The sequence below is a fragment of the Streptomyces sp. NPDC046977 genome, from assembly GCF_040644455.1.
Classification (GTDB): domain Bacteria; phylum Actinomycetota; class Actinomycetes; order Streptomycetales; family Streptomycetaceae; genus Actinacidiphila.
This window is the reverse complement of sequence record NZ_JBEYWO010000040.1, coordinates 18,808-33,155: the sequence shown is the minus strand read 5'-3', so window position 1 is coordinate 33,155 and position 14,348 is coordinate 18,808. Positions and strand designations below refer to the sequence as shown.

General features: G+C 72.1%; 9 protein-coding genes. 5 read left to right on the top strand and 4 right to left on the bottom strand.

The genetic code is table 11. The features are described from left to right. Window positions 1-126: 126 nt before the first annotated feature. Both ABZ883_RS38015 and ABZ883_RS38010 read left to right on the top strand, forming a co-directional pair. Entirely contained in the window at window positions 127-2,754 is a 2,628-nt protein-coding gene (locus tag ABZ883_RS38015; RefSeq protein ID WP_360915017.1) for a SpoIIE family protein phosphatase, read from the top strand. Window positions 2,755-2,973: 219 nt separating this feature from the next. Next, window positions 2,974-5,520, top strand: coding sequence for a SpoIIE family protein phosphatase (locus tag ABZ883_RS38010; protein WP_360915141.1), 2,547 nt, complete (start codon window positions 2,974-2,976; stop codon window positions 5,518-5,520). 54 nt (window positions 5,521-5,574) lie between these two features. On the opposite strand, the gene ABZ883_RS38005 is transcribed toward ABZ883_RS38010, so the two are convergent. The 4 genes from ABZ883_RS38005 to ABZ883_RS37990 are packed head-to-tail and all read right to left on the bottom strand — an operon-like array spanning window position 5,575 to window position 9,413. After that, window positions 5,575-6,348 carry a succinate dehydrogenase/fumarate reductase iron-sulfur subunit gene (locus tag ABZ883_RS38005; RefSeq protein WP_360915015.1) on the bottom strand — a complete coding sequence of 258 codons (774 nt, stop codon included), beginning with the start codon at window positions 6,346-6,348 and terminating at the stop codon, window positions 5,575-5,577. Further along, on the bottom strand, window positions 6,345-8,258 hold the full coding sequence (locus ABZ883_RS38000; RefSeq protein ID WP_360915012.1) for a fumarate reductase/succinate dehydrogenase flavoprotein subunit: 1,914 nt from the start codon (window positions 8,256-8,258) through the stop codon (window positions 6,345-6,347). The genes ABZ883_RS38005 and ABZ883_RS38000 overlap by 4 nt, the downstream gene beginning before the upstream one ends. Next, a complete protein-coding gene (locus ABZ883_RS37995) occupies window positions 8,258-9,109 on the bottom strand; it encodes a hypothetical protein (protein WP_360915009.1) in 852 nt (283 codons plus the stop codon). The genes ABZ883_RS38000 and ABZ883_RS37995 overlap by 1 nt, the downstream gene beginning before the upstream one ends. A 10-nt stretch (window positions 9,110-9,119) precedes the next feature. Beyond that, complete coding sequence (locus tag ABZ883_RS37990) at window positions 9,120-9,413, bottom strand: hypothetical protein (RefSeq protein ID WP_360915006.1); 294 nt, start codon at window positions 9,411-9,413, stop codon at window positions 9,120-9,122. Between the two features lie 276 nt (window positions 9,414-9,689). Between ABZ883_RS37990 and ABZ883_RS37985 the strand changes: the two genes are divergently transcribed. The 3 genes from ABZ883_RS37985 to typA all read left to right on the top strand — a co-directional run bounded on the left by ABZ883_RS37985 (window position 9,690) and on the right by typA (window position 13,995). Next, window positions 9,690-11,426, top strand: a complete 1,737-nt coding sequence (locus ABZ883_RS37985; protein WP_360915003.1) for an ABC transporter family substrate-binding protein — start codon at window positions 9,690-9,692, stop codon at window positions 11,424-11,426. A gap of 201 nt (window positions 11,427-11,627) precedes the next feature. Further along, window positions 11,628-11,936, top strand: a complete 309-nt coding sequence (locus ABZ883_RS37980; protein ID WP_360914999.1) for a helix-turn-helix transcriptional regulator — start codon at window positions 11,628-11,630, stop codon at window positions 11,934-11,936. Window positions 11,937-12,099: 163 nt separating this feature from the next. After that, window positions 12,100-13,995 (top strand): translational GTPase TypA, encoded by a 1,896-nt coding sequence (gene typA, locus ABZ883_RS37975; RefSeq protein ID WP_360914996.1) that lies wholly within the window; start codon window positions 12,100-12,102, stop codon window positions 13,993-13,995. Window positions 13,996-14,348: the final 353 nt, after the last annotated feature.

Below are 14,348 nucleotides of genomic sequence, written 5' to 3'. Positions count from 1 at the left end.
CGCCGCACCCCCCGCCGCCGACCCGCGATACGCGGACCGGAATACCGGGTATGGGCTGATTGATCCGTCCAGGACGCTCCGACGGGCACCCGCCGGACACCCCCCAATGGTCTGGGGCCTCCATCCATGACAGGGAGCGACGACTCCACCCAGGACGCGGAGGGCGCACGGGAGCCCGCGCCGCCCGCGGCCGCGACCGCGCGCGCGCTCGGACCCGCCAGGGCGCTGCCGCCGCCGCAGCCGCCGCCACCCGTGCGCACCATGGCGGGCGGCCTCCTGGACAGCCTGCGGCTGGCCGTGGTCATGCTCGACACCTCCGGGCGGGTCCTGCTGTGGAGCCCACTCGCGGAGGAGATGCTCGGCTGGGCGGGCGAGCACATCGTGGGCCGCCGGGTGGGCACCCTGCTGGCGGCCGGCGCCCGGCCGTCCGCCCGCGGCGCCCCCCGGTCCGGCGCGGCGCCCGCCCCGGGCCCGGCGGAGGGCATCCTGGAGGAGCTGCTGCGCTCCGGGAGCTGGGACGGCGTCCTGTGGCTGCGCCACCGCGACGGGCACAGTGTCCAGGTGGAGGCCAGGGCCTCGATGCTCGTCGACGGGGACGGCCGCCAGTTCGTGCTGGCGTCGGTCGCCGAGACCAGCCGGATCCGCACCCTGGAGCACGATCTCGCGGCCCTGGACCCGCTTTTCGACTCCTCCCCGCTGGGCGTCGCCATCTTCGACACCGACCTGCGCTACATCCGCGTCAACGACGCCCTGACCCGGATGAACGGCGTCCCCCGCGAGCGGACGCTGGGCCGCCGGGTCGAGGAGGTCGTCCACAAGGCCGCCGCGGACGAACTGGCCGCGCTGCAACGGCACGTACTGGCCACCGGGCGGGCCGTCATCGACGTTGTCATCCCCGGACGGGACGGCGGATGGCGGTCGGTGTCCTACCACCGTCTGGAGGACGGGGCGGGCCGGGTGCTGGGCATCAGCTGCACCGTCATGGACGTCACCGAACGGCAGCACTCCGCGGCGAAGATCGAACGCGCCCGGCGCCGCCTGGCCCTGCTCAACGACGTCGGCTCGCGCCTGGCGGACCTCCTGGACGTACGGCGGATCGCCGAGCAGCTGGCGCAGACCGTGGTGCCCCGCTTCAGCGACTACAGCGGGGTCATCCTGCACACCGCGGTCCCCGACGGCGGCGAGCTGCCCGGCGCCCCGTACGGCGAGACCACGAGGATGCGCCAGCTCGGCATCGGGGCGATCAAGGAGGGGCCGCTCGTCGAGCGGATGCTCGGCATCGGCAAGACGATCCAGGTCGACCGCGCGTCGATCTTCGGCGCCGTGCTGCACACCGGCAGGCCCGCCCTGGTGCAGAGCCCGCGGGAACTGCGCGACACGATCACCACCTACCCGGGCGACCCCAAGGTGCAGGCCGCGGTCGACCTCGGCATCCACTCGCTGATCGTGGCCCCGCTGCTGGCCCGCGGCATCGTGCTGGGCCTGCTGGTGGTCAGCCGGGCCGGCGGGCGCGAACCCTTCGACGCCGAGGACCTCGCGCTGGCGACGGAGCTCGCCGACCGCTCCGCCGCCGCCCTGGACAACGCCCGCCTCTACATCCGCGAGCGCGAGGGCGCGCTGATGCTCCAGCGCAGCCTGCTGCCGCAGAGCGTCCCGGAACCGCCGGGCGTCGAACTAGCCTTCCGCTACGTGCCGGGCAGTTCGGGAGCCGCCGCCGGCGGCGACTGGTTCGACGTCATCCCGCTGGCCGGCGGCCGGGTGGCGCTGGTCGTCGGCGACGTCATCGGGCACGGGCTGCGGGCCGCGGCGACCATGGGGCGACTGCGCACCGCCGTGCGCACCCTGGCGGCGATGGAGATGGCGCCGGAGGAACTGCTGCGGCGCGTCGACGACCTCGGCGACGACCTGGCCGGGGACACCGCGCAGGGCTGGACGGCGACCTGCGTCTACGCCGTCTACGACCCCTCCACGCGGCGGCTGACCGTCGCGCGCGCCGGGCATCCGCCGCCCGTCCTGGTCGTCCCGGGAACGGGCCCGACGGAGGGCACGGCGACCGGGGATCCGGCCCAGCCCTGTGACGACGTGCGGCTGATGGACATCCCCGCCGGGGTGCCGCTCGGCGTCGGCGGGGTGGAGTTCGAGTCGGTGGAACTCGACGTCCCCGACGGGGCCGTGCTGGTGCTCTACACCGACGGCCTGATCGAGGCGCGCGACGAGGACATCGACGTCGGCCTGGAGCGGCTGCGCGCGGTGCTCGCCGCCCGGCCCCCGGACTCCCTGGAGGCCGCCTGCGACGACCTGCTGGCCACCCTCGCGCACGGCCGCGAACCCGACGACGTGGCCCTGCTGGTGGCCCGCCTGGGCGGCCTGCCCGAGGGCAGCACGGCCTCGTGGACCTTCGCCGCGGAGCCCAGCGCGGTGCGCCACGCCCGGGCGCTCGTACGGGACACCCTGGCGCGGTGGGAGCTGCCGGAACTGACCGATGTGACCGCGCTGCTCGTCAGCGAACTGGTCACCAACGCCCTGCGTCACGCGCACGGGCCGATCGGCGTCCGCGTCGTGCGCGGCAGCTCGCTGCTGGTCGAGGTCTCCGACCCGCTGCCCGATCCGCCGCGTGAACGCTCCGCCGGCGCCGAGGACGAGGGCGGCCGGGGCCTGCAGCTGGTGGCCCGCGCCTCCCGGCGCTGGGGGACGCGCCACGGGCCTGCAGGGAAGACCGTCTGGTTCGAACTCGCCCTGCCCGTACCGGCATGAGCCCCCCGGTGCACGGTTCGACGTGCTGGAGCAGGGTAGTTGAAGTGGGGCACCGACGGGATCGGTACGCCTTGAGATGATGCTGTGATCGACAAGACCATGTGCGGAACGGGGGTAATGCTGAATACTCGGCACCAGCCGGTCCGTATGTGTGAGCTGGAGGGGTCGGGCGTGAGCGATGAGCCATCGGGGGCCGTTGGGCCCCGGAACCCTGAGGCCCTGCCGCAGAGCGCCTGGCAGTCGAGCCCTCCCGGGTCGATCTACGACTACATCCGGGTCGCCTCGTTCTCCCTCGGCCCCGACGGGCGGATCGAGCAGTGGAGCGAGCGCGCCGAGGAGTTCTTCGGGGTGTCCGCGGCCGAGGCCCTCGGCAAGGACCCGATCCGCGCCTTCGTGCCCGAGGACCGGCGGGAGCGCGCGCACGAGCGCGTCGCGGAGATCCTCGACGGCCGCGAGTGGACCGGCGTCGTCCCCTACCGCGACAAGGCCGGCCAGGAGGGCCTCGCCGAGGTCTACGTCATGCCCTCGCGCGGCGAGACCAACGCCCGCGGGGCGCTGTGCATCGCCGTCGACATGCGGGTGCTGCGCCAGATCGAGACCGACCTCGCCTCCTCCCAGGCGGTGTTCGGCCAGTCGCCGATGGGCTTCATCCTCTTCGACACCAACCTGCGGCTGCTGCGCGTCAACGAGCGCTTCGCCACCGTCTTCGGCCGCACCCCCGGCGGCCACCACGGCCGCAGCCCGCACGACTTCCTCTCCCGGGTCGAGGCGGACCGGCTGACCGCCGCGCTCAAGCAGGTCCTGGACAGCGGCAACCCGGTGCTCGACATGACGATCGTCGGCACGGTCCCCGCGGCGGGCGGGACCACCAGCCGCCGGCGCTGGGCGATCTCGCTCTACCGGCTGCACAGCGGCAGCGGGCGGCCCATCGGCGTCGCCGGCCTCGCCCAGGACGTGACCGGGCGCCAGCGCGCCGAGCGGGAGGCCGCCCACACCCGCCGCAACCTCGCCCTGCTCAACGAGGCCGGCCGGCGCATCGGCAGCTCCCTGGACCTGGAGACCACCGCGCGCGAACTGCTCGACGTCGCCGTGCCGCACTTCTGCGACCTGGCCTCGGTCGACCTGTACCAGGCGCTCCTGGTGGGCGAGGAGGGCCCGGTCGGCACCGCCGACGGCAGCGGCGAGGTCCGCCGGGTGGCGTTCGCCAGCGCCGTCTCCGACGCCCCGGTGACCCGGCTGGGCGGCGACACCGGCAGCAGCCCGGTCTCGGTCGGCGCCGTGCACCGCTATCCGTTCAACTCGCCCTGGGCGGGCGCCCTGCGCACCGCGCAGACCCAGGTCATAGCCGGCGACGGCGGCGACACCGAGGTGGAACTCGGCGAACTGGGCGGCGGCCTCGTCCAGTCCATCCTGGCGGTGCCCGTGGTCGCCCGCGACACCGTGCTCGGCCTGGTGCAGTTCGCCCGCGCCAAGGGCAGCGAGCCGTTCTCCGAACGCGACCGCATGATCGCCGAGGAACTGGCCGCCCGCGCCGCGATCTTCATCGACAACGCGCGGCTCTACCGCCGCGAGCACGAACGCGCCCTCATCCTCCAGCGCAGCCTGCTGCCCCCCGGCAACCCCGAGGCCGCGGGACTGGACATCGCCTGCCGCTACCTGCCGGGCAACATGGAAACCGAGGTCGGCGGCGACTGGTTCGACGTCATCGAACTGCCCGGCCACCGCACCGCGCTCGTCGTCGGCGACGTCATGGGCCGCGGCCTGCGCGCCGCCGTCGCCATGGGCGAACTGCGCACCGCGGTGCGCACCCTGGCCCTGCTCGACATCGAGCCCGCCGACGTGCTGACCGCCCTGGACGAGGTCGCCCGCGGCCTCGGCGGCAGCGGCGAGGGCCGCACCAGCCGGCGCGGCAAGGAGGCGGACTCCTCCGACCTGTCCGAGGTCTACCTCGCCACCTGCGTCTACGCCGTCTACGACGCGATCACCCGCCGGGTCGTCATCGCCAACGCCGGCCATCTGCCGCCCGTCCTCGTGGAGCCCGGCGAGCCGGCGATGATGCTGGAGGTGCCCACCGGCATGCCGCTCGGCGTCGGCGGCGAGCCCTTCGAGGAGGTCGAGATCGACCTCCCGGACGGCGCCCTGCTGGCCCTCTACACCGACGGCCTGGTCGAGTCCCGCAGTCACCCCCTGGACGAGGGCCTGCGCGCGTTCCGGCTGGCCCTGGACGACCCCCAGCGCCCGCTGGAGGACGTCTGCGACCACATACTGGCCCGGCTCGACACCGCGCACGGCGAGGACGACATCGCCCTGCTGATGGCCCGCGTGCACGGCCTGCCCGCCGACTCCGTCGGCGACTGGACGCTGGAGCCGACCCCCCGCTCGGTCGCCAGAGCCCGCGAACTGGCCCGCGACTGCCTGCTGTCCTGGGACCTGGAAGCCCTGGTGGACACCACCGAGCTGCTCGTCAGCGAACTGGTCACCAACGCCCTGCGGCACGGCCACGGCGACATCCGGCTGCGCCTGCTGCGCGACCGCACCCTGGTCTGCGAGGTCTGGGACGACGCCCTCCTGCAGCCCCGCCGCCGGCGGGCCCGCGCCACCGACGAGGGCGGCCGCGGCCTGCAACTGGTCTCGCTGCTCAGTACGCGCTGGGGCTCACGCCGCACGCACCGCGGCAAGACGGTCTGGTTCGAACTGGCGCTGCCCGCGGACGGCGGCGGCACCTCGGGGGAGGACATGATCGAGGCGCTGCTCAGCCTGTTCTGAGCAGCGCCCCGGTGCGAGCGTGCGGGCCGGCCCCGCGGGGCCGGCCCGGGCCGGTCAGCTGCCGCTGCGGCGGCGGATCTTGTCACCGAGCCAGACCAGCGGGTCGTACTTGCGGTCCACCGCGCGCTCCTTGAGGGGGATGAGCGCGTTGTCGGTGATCTTGATGTGCTCGGGACACACCTCGGTGCAGCACTTGGTGATGTTGCAGTAGCCGAGCCCGTGGTCCTCCTGCGCGGAGCGCTTGCGGTCCAGGCCCGACTCCTCGGCCGCGTCCAGCGGGTGCATGTCCAGCTCCGCCACCCGCATCAGGAAACGCGGGCCCGCGAAGGCCTTCTTGTTCTCCTCGTGGTCACGGACGACGTGGCAGGTGTCCTGGCACAGGAAGCACTCGATGCACTTGCGGAACTCCTGCGAGCGCTCCACGTCCTCCTGGAACATCCGGTACTCACCCGGCGCGACACCCTTGGGCGGGACGAAGGAGGGGACCTCCAGCGCCTTCTGGTAGTTGAAGGACACGTCCGTCACCAGGTCCCGCACCACCGGGAAGGTGCGCATCGGGGTCACCGTGACGGTCTCCTCGCGGCTGAAGACCGACATGCGCGTCATGCACATCAGCCGCGGCCGCCCGTTGACCTCCGCGCTGCACGAACCGCACTTGCCCGCCTTGCAGTTCCACCGCACCGCCAGGTCGCCGGCCTGGGTGGCCTGCAGGCGGTGGATGATGTCGAGGACGACCTCGCCGTCGTGCACCTCGACCTCGTAGTCCTTGAGCTCACCGCCGTCGGCGTCGCCGCGCCACACCCTGAAGTGCCCCGAGTACGTGCTCACCGGTCCAGCTCCTCGTCCGTCAGGTACTTCAGCAGCTCGTCCTTCTCGAACAGCGCGAGCAGGTCGTCACGGATCGGGACCGACTCCCGCCGATCCACCGAGACGTCGCCGAAGGCGTTCGCCGGATCGGCCAGCCGGCACACCAGATTGACCTTGCGCCAGCGCCGGTCCATCTCCGGGTAGTCGTCCCGGGTGTGCCCGCCGCGCGACTCCGTGCGCTGCAGGGCCGCCCGCGCCACGCACTCGCTGACCAGCAGCATGTTGCGCAGGTCGATCGCCAGGTGCCACCCGGGGTTGAACTGCCGGTGCCCCTCGACACCGGCCCGCCGCGCCCGCACCCGCAGGGCCGCCAGCCGGGTCAGCGCCTCCTCCATCTCGTTCTGCTTGCGGATGATGCCGACCAGGTCGTTCATCGTCTGCTGCAGTTCCTGGTGGAGGCCGTACGGGTTCTCGGCGACCTCGTCGGCGACCGTCTCGGCCTCCGCGCTGAACGGGCGCAGCGCCTCCGCCGCGGCCGCGTCGACCTGCCACTCGGCCACCGACGGACGCTCCGCGCCCAGCCCGGACGCGTACTCGCTCGCGTGCAGGCCCGCCCGCCGGCCGAAGACCAGCAGGTCCGACAGGGAGTTGCCGCCGAGCCGGTTGGAGCCGTGCATGCCGCCCGCGACCTCACCGGCCGCGAACAGCCCCGGCACCCCGGTCGCCGCCGTCGTGTCCGGCTCGACGTCCACGCCGCCCATCACGTAGTGGCAGGTCGGGCCGACCTCCATCGCCTCGGCGGTGATGTCGACATCCGCCAGCTCCTTGAACTGGTGGTGCATGGAAGGCAGTTTGCGCCGGATGACCTCGGCGGGCAGCCGGGTGGAGACGTCCAGGAAGACACCGCCGTGCGGGGTGCCGCGGCCGGCCTTGACCTCGGAGTTGATCGCGCGCGCCACCTCGTCGCGGGGCAGCAGCTCGGGCGGGCGCCGGTTGTTGTCCGGGTCCTCGTACCAGCGGTCGCCCTCCTCCTCGCTCTGCGCGTACTTCTCCTTGAACACGTCCGGGATGTAGTCGAACATGAACCGCTTGCCGTCGGAGTTGCGCAGCACCCCGCCGTCGCCGCGCACCGACTCGGTGACGAGGATCCCCTTCACCGACGGCGGCCAGACCATGCCGGTCGGGTGGAACTGCACGAACTCCATGTTGATCAGCGGGGCCCCGGCCAGCAGCGCCAGCGCGTGCCCGTCGCCGGTGTACTCCCAGGAGTTCGACGTCACCTTGAAGGACTTGCCGATGCCGCCGGTGGCCAGCACCACGGCCGGCGACTCGACCACGAAGAAGCGCCCGGACTCCCGCACGTAGCCGAAGATCCCCGACACGCGGTCGCCGTCCTTGAGCACCCGGGTGACGGTGCACTCCTGGAACACCTTCAGCCGGGCCTCGTGGTCGCCGTACTCGGCCAGGTCCTCCTGCTGCAGCGAGACGATCTTCTGCTGGAGGGTGCGGATCAGCTCCAGGCCGGTCCGGTCGCCGACGTGCGCCAGCCGCGGGTACTCGTGGCCGCCGAAGTTGCGCTGGGAGATCTTCCCGTCCTTGGTGCGGTCGAAGAGCGCGCCCCAGGTCTCCAGCTCCCACACCCGGTCCGGCGCCTCGCGGGCGTGCAGCTCCGCCATCCGCCACTGGTTGAGGAACTTGCCCCCGCGCATGGTGTCGCGGAAGTGCACCTGCCAGTTGTCGTGCGGATTGACGTTGGCCATGCTCGCCGCGATGCCGCCCTCGGCCATGACGGTGTGCGCCTTGCCGAAGAGCGACTTGCAGATCACGGCGGTGCGCATGCCCTGCTCGCGCGCCTCGATGGCGGCCCGCAGTCCCGCCCCGCCCGCACCGACCACGACGACGTCGTAGGTGTGCCGTTCGACTTGTGCCATCAGAAGAACCTCGGATCGTCGAACGCGCCACTGGCGACCAGGTAGACATAGAAGTCGGACACCGCCACGCTGACCAGCGAGGCCCAGGCGAGTCCCATGTGGTGCCGGTTCAGCCGCCCCACCCACGTCCATGCGCGATAGCGCACCGGATGCCGCGAGAAGTGCTTCAGCCGCCCGCCGACGATGTGCCGGCAGGAGTGGCAGGAGAAGGTGTACGCCCAGATCAGGGCGATGTTGACCAGCAGCACCAGGGTGCCGAGCCCCATGTGCCCCCACGTGCCCCGCCCGTCCCGGAAGGCCAGGACGACGTCGTAGCTGAGGATCGCGGCCACCGGGATCGCGAAGTAGAAGAAGTACCGGTGGATGTTCTGCAGGATCAGCGGGAAGCGGGTCTCGCCGGTGTAGCCCGTGTGCGGCTCGGCCACCGCGCAGGCGGGCGGCGAGGCCCAGAAGCCCCGGTAGTACGCCTTGCGGTAGTAGTAGCAGGTCAGCCGGAAGCCCAGGGGGAAGATCAGTACCAGGAGCGCCGGGGACAGCCCCCACCAGTCGCCGAAGAGCGGCCATCGGGCGCCGAGCGGCATGTCCACGCAGTTCGATCCCAGGCAGGGGGAGTAGAACGGCGAGACGTACGGCTCCGCGTAGTAGTGCGCGTTGGCGAAGGCGCGCCACGTCGAGTAGACGACGAAGGCGGTCAGGCCCAGCGCGGTCAGCAGCGGTTGCAGCCACCACCGGTCGGTGCGCAGGTGGCGGGCGGGAATGGCCGCGCGCCCGGCGGAAAGGACGCCGTGGCGCGCGGGTGGTGCGGGTGGAGGCGGTTCGGTTCCGGGTGCGGTTCCGGTATCTGTGGCCAAAGGTGGCTCCCTAGGGCGCTCGGCGGTCCGGCGCCCCCAGCCCTTCGTCCTCCGCGCCGGACCAGAATGAGGGGTCGTACGGCGTGTCGGGGATGGTCACCATCTCCGGGCGCGGCTTCTGGCCCGCGTGTGTGGCGCTGACACTGTCGCGCAGCAGCGCGAGGTCGTCGCTCAGGTGCTTGGTGTCGGCGCGCACGCGCCGCATGTCAAGGCTGTCGCCGACCTGCTGTTCCAGCCGGGAGACGGCTCTGCCGAGCTCGTCCAGCCGACGCTGTACCGATGTCAGATCGTCCTGCAGGGACATGGCTGTCCTCACCTCCGCCACGGTGCGGGCGCACGACGCCGGCGCCTGCCGAGTGTTGCGCGTCACAGTCGCGCTTGGGAAGAGATCTGCCGTGATTCTCCCACTCATGGGGGGCGTATGCCCGGCGCCGCGCGCCCCGTTGGGCCGGGTGGGTGGGAGCCGGGAGGCGCGCGCCGTGTCGAACACGAGGGGGCGCGATGATCGCTTTCAGTGAGGTGCGATAAGCGGCAAATAACGCCAGATGGTCATGGCCCCGGTTCGCGGAGGTACGCAACGATGGCCCGCAGCGCCCCCCTGTCCCCACCCGCGCTCGCCACCGCGCTGGCCCTCGCGGTGGCGACGCTCGCCGGCTGCTCCGCGGGCCGCGAGGACCCGCTCGCCGGGACCGACCTCGCCTCCGCGCCGCGCGACGCCGTGCGCAACGGCGGCACGCTGCACTGGGCCGTCGACACCGCGCCGGCCACCCTCAACGCCTTCCAGGTCCCGGCCGGCGACACCACCGACATGGTGGCCGCGGCGGTGCTCCCCGCGACGTTCCGGCTGGACGGCAGCGGACGGCCCCAGCGGGACACCGACCTGCTGCAGTCCGCGGAGGTCGTGGAGCGCGCGCCGCGCCAGGTCGTGTCGTACAAGCTCAACCCGAAGGCGGTGTGGAGCGACGGCCGGGCCGTGTCCACCGCCGACTTCGCCGCCCAGTGGAAGGCGCTGCGCGGCAAGGACGAGGCCTACTGGGCCGCCCGCAACGCCGGCTACGACCGCATCGCCTCGGTGGCCCAGGGCAAGGAGCCGGGCGAGGTCCGGGTCACCTTCGCCCGTCGCTTCGCCGACTGGCAGTCCCTGTTCACCCCGCTCTACCCCAAGTCCGTCACCGGCACGGCCGCGGCGTTCAACGACTCCGCCCGGCGCTCGCTGCCGGTGTCCGGCGGTCCGTTCCAGGTGCGGAAGGTCACCGGCAAGGACGTCACCCTGGTCCGCAACCCCCGCTGGTGGGGAGACCGGGCGAGACTCGACAAGCTGGTGCTCACCGCGGTGCCGGCGCACCTGCGGGCCGCGGGCCTGGCCGACGGCAGCCTGGACCTGGCGAACGTCGACCGCACCCCGAAGATCAAGAACGTCTCCGTCTACCGGACGCGCTCGGCCTCCTACACCCAGCTCGCCCTGAACGGCGCCGACGGCCCGCTGGCCGACGAGCGGGTCCGGCGCGCGGTGGCCCGCGCGATCGACCGCCAGGCGATCGCACGGGCGGTGCTCAAGCCGGTCGGCCTGCCCGACGAACCGCTCGGCAACCACCTGCTGCTCGCGTCCCAGGCCGGGTACGCCGACCACAGCGCGGCCCTCGGCGAGTCCGACCCCAAGGCCGCCCAGGCGCTGCTCGCCGACGCGGGCTGGCGCCGCACCGCCCTGGCCCCGGCCCGCCCCGCCGAGCGCAACCTGGCGGCACCCGCGCACAAGGTGCGGGTCACGGTCGTCGAGCCCTCCACCACCGTGCTGCGCAAGGACGGCAAGGCGCTCACGCTGCGGTTCGTGGTGCCGGAGTCCAACAAGGCCCTGGACGCGGTCGGCGGCCGGGTCGCCGCGATGCTCTCCGGGATCGGCGTCCGCACCGAGATCCAGAAGGTCTCCGACGAGAGCTTCCTGCGCGACCACCTCGCCGCCGGCGACTTCGACCTGGCCCTCTACTCCTGGCCCGGCACGGCCTTCCCGGCCACCGACACCCGGCCCATCTACGCCAAGCCGGAGGCGGGCCCGGACGGCAGCCTGGTCGTCGCGCAGAACTTCCCCCGGGTCGGCACCGACCAGATCGACCAGCTCCTCGACCAGGCCGCCGGCGAACTCGACCCGTCCCGGGCCCGCGACCTCGCCGCCCGCGCCGACGCCCGCATCTGGGCCGTCGCCGGCTCCCTCCCCCTCTTCCAGCGCCCCGAACTGGTCGCCCTGCGCTCCTCCGTCCGCAACGCGGGCGCCTTCGGCTTCGCGACCCCGCGCTTCCAGGACATCGGCTTCAAGAAATGACCTTCCCGTTCGGGTGACCACTCCGGATCACTCCCTCGTCGAGTCCCCCCGAGTCATAGCGTTCGTGCTATGGCTTGGGGGCCGTGGAACTCGAACCGGAGGTCGCGCAGTGGCTCGCGGCTCTCGACGACAGGCGCTGGGCTCAGGCTCTGATGCACCTGGATCTTCTGGAGGTCACACCGCCGACCACGAGGAGGAGCTGTGAGCGCTGAGTCGGGGCGTACGACGCTCGCCGGGGCGCGGCAGGCACGGGCCGTCACGCCGGAAATGGAAGAGGAGCACACGGCTGCGCGCCTGCGCTTCGAACTGGGTACTGCCGTGCGGGAGCGGCGCCTGGAGCTGGGTATCTCGCAGTCCGAACTCGGCCGCCGGTCGAATCTCACACAGTCGGCCGTGGCCCGGTTCGAAGCGGGCGGCACCGTGCCGACTCTGCCGGTGCTCGATCGCCTGGCGCGGGCGCTCGGCCTCGATCTGCGCGTCGAACTCGTCCCGCACACCGCGACTGCCTGAAAGGCACCTGGGGATGGCCCGGGGGCGGACGATCATGCCCGGGCGGTCGTTACCGTTCGGGCCCCGTACCATGGGGTGAGGCCGTGGCTTGACTCGCCCGGCGGGCTGGTGTGCCGACGAGGGCACGCCGCCCCACCTACCTACCCGGGAGAAGCGCCCCAGTATGCCCACGCGCAACGACATTCGTAATGTCGCCATCGTCGCCCACGTCGACCACGGCAAGACGACGCTGGTGGACGCCATGCTCAAGCAGGCCGGAGCCTTCGCCGCGCACCAGCATCTGGACGACCGGATGATGGACTCCAACGACCTGGAGCGCGAGAAGGGCATCACCATCCTCGCGAAGAACACGGCCGTTAAGTACCACCCCAAGGGTGGTGGCGACCCCATCACGATCAACATCATCGACACCCCCGGCCACGCCGACTTCGGTGGCGAGGTCGAGCGCGGCCTGTCGATGGTCGACGCGGTCGTGCTGCTGGTGGACGCCTCCGAGGGCCCGCTGCCGCAGACCCGCTTCGTACTCCGCAAGGCGCTGGCCGCCAAGCTGCCGGTCATCCTCTGCATCAACAAGACCGACCGCCCGGACTCCCGGATCGACGAGGTCGTCAACGAGACGTACGACCTGTTCCTGGACCTGGACGCGGACGAGGACCAGATCGAGTTCCCGATCGTCTACGCGTGCGCGCGTGACGGTGTGGCGTCGCTCACCAAGCCGGAGAACGGCACCGTCCCCGCCGACAGCGACAGCCTGGAGCCGTTCTTCTCCACGCTGCTGGAGCACGTGCCGGCCCCGTCCTACGACGAGGCCGCGCCGCTGCAGGCGCACGTCACCAACCTCGACGCCGACAACTTCCTGGGCCGTATCGCGCTGCTCCGCGTCGAGCAGGGCGAGCTCACGAAGGGCCAGACGGTCGCGTGGATCAAGCGCGACGGCTCGATCCAGAACGTCCGCATCACCGAGCTGCTGATGACCGAGGCGCTCACCCGCAAGCCCGCCGAGAAGGCCGGCCCCGGTGACATCTGCGCCGTCGCGGGCATCCCGGACATCACCATCGGCGAGACCCTGGCCGACCCGGAGAACCCGGTCGCGCTGCCGCTGATCACGGTGGACGAGCCCGCGATCTCCATGACCATCGGCACCAACACCTCCCCGCTGGTCGGTCGCGGCCCCGGCGGCAAGGGCGCCGTCAAGTCCGCGGTCAAGGACCGCAAGGTCACCGCCCGGCAGGTCAAGGACCGTCTCGACCGCGAGCTGATCGGCAACGTCTCCCTCCGGGTGCTGGACACCGAGCGTCCGGACGCCTGGGAGGTCCAGGGCCGCGGCGAGCTCGCGCTCGCCATCCTGGTCGAGCAGATGCGCCGTGAGGGCTTCGAGCTGACCATCGGCAAGCCGCAGGTGGTCACCCGCGAGGTCGAGGGCAAGGTCCACGAGCCGGTCGAGCGCATCACCATCGACGTGCCCGAGGAGCACATGGGGGCCGTGACGCAGCTCATGGGCACCCGCAAGGGCCGGATGGACAACATGTCGAACCACGGCTCCGGCTGGGTCCGCATGGAGTTCGTCGTCCCCTCCCGCGGTCTGATCGGCTTCCGTACCGAGTTCCTGACCGGAACGCGCGGCACGGGCATCGCCCACTCGATCCACGAGGGCCACGAGCCGTGGTTCGGCCAGCTGGTCACCCGCAACAACGGTTCGCTGGTCGCCGACCGCGCCGGTGCCGTCACCGCCTTCGCGATGACGAACCTCCAGGAGCGCGGCGTGCTCTTCACCGACCCCGGCACCGAGGTGTACGAGGGCATGATCGTCGGCGAGAACTCCCGCGCCGACGACATGGACGTGAACATCACCAAGGAGAAGAAGCTCACGAACATGCGCTCCTCCTCCGCCGACTCCTTCGAGGCGATCGTGCCGCCGCGCAAGCTCTCCCTGGAGCAGTCGCTGGAGTTCTGCCGCGACGACGAGTGCGTCGAGGTGACCCCGGAGACGGTCCGCATCCGCAAGGTCGTGCTGGACCAGAAGGAGCGCGGTCGTACCGCCTCCCGCGCCAAGCGCTGACATGCACCAGGGGCACCGGTCCTGCTCCCGTTCCCACGGGCGGCCAGGGCCGGTGCCTTTGCGTGACGGCACCGTGACGGGGCGGTCCGCGCATGTGAGGCGGGCCACGGCCGGTGCCCTCACGGGCAGTTGCTGTGACCGATGTCACCGCCCGCAACCGCCCCTCGCGGCGGGCCCCGTGGACCGGGGCGATGTGTCGCGGTTACGCCAGTGGCGCGGCCACGACAGCGCGTTCCCTGGCGGTCCGTCAGCGCCGTAGATTCGCGTGGATCCACGCGCTTTGAGGCAAGTGTTTTTCAGTTTTCGACGTCCGAATACCGGACAGTGTTCACCGATACTTGTGTTACAAGTCC

Coding starts and splice junctions, on each gene's coding strand:
- ABZ883_RS38000 (WP_360915012.1), bottom strand. CDS start 8,258: ATGGCACAAGTCGAACGGCACACCTACGACGTCGTCGTGGTCGGTGCG.
- typA (WP_360914996.1), top strand. CDS start 12,100: ATGCCCACGCGCAACGACATTCGTAATGTCGCCATCGTCGCCCACGTC.
- ABZ883_RS37985 (WP_360915003.1), top strand. CDS start 9,690: ATGGCCCGCAGCGCCCCCCTGTCCCCACCCGCGCTCGCCACCGCGCTG.
- ABZ883_RS37990 (WP_360915006.1), bottom strand. CDS start 9,413: ATGTCCCTGCAGGACGATCTGACATCGGTACAGCGTCGGCTGGACGAG.
- ABZ883_RS38015 (WP_360915017.1), top strand. CDS start 127: ATGACAGGGAGCGACGACTCCACCCAGGACGCGGAGGGCGCACGGGAG.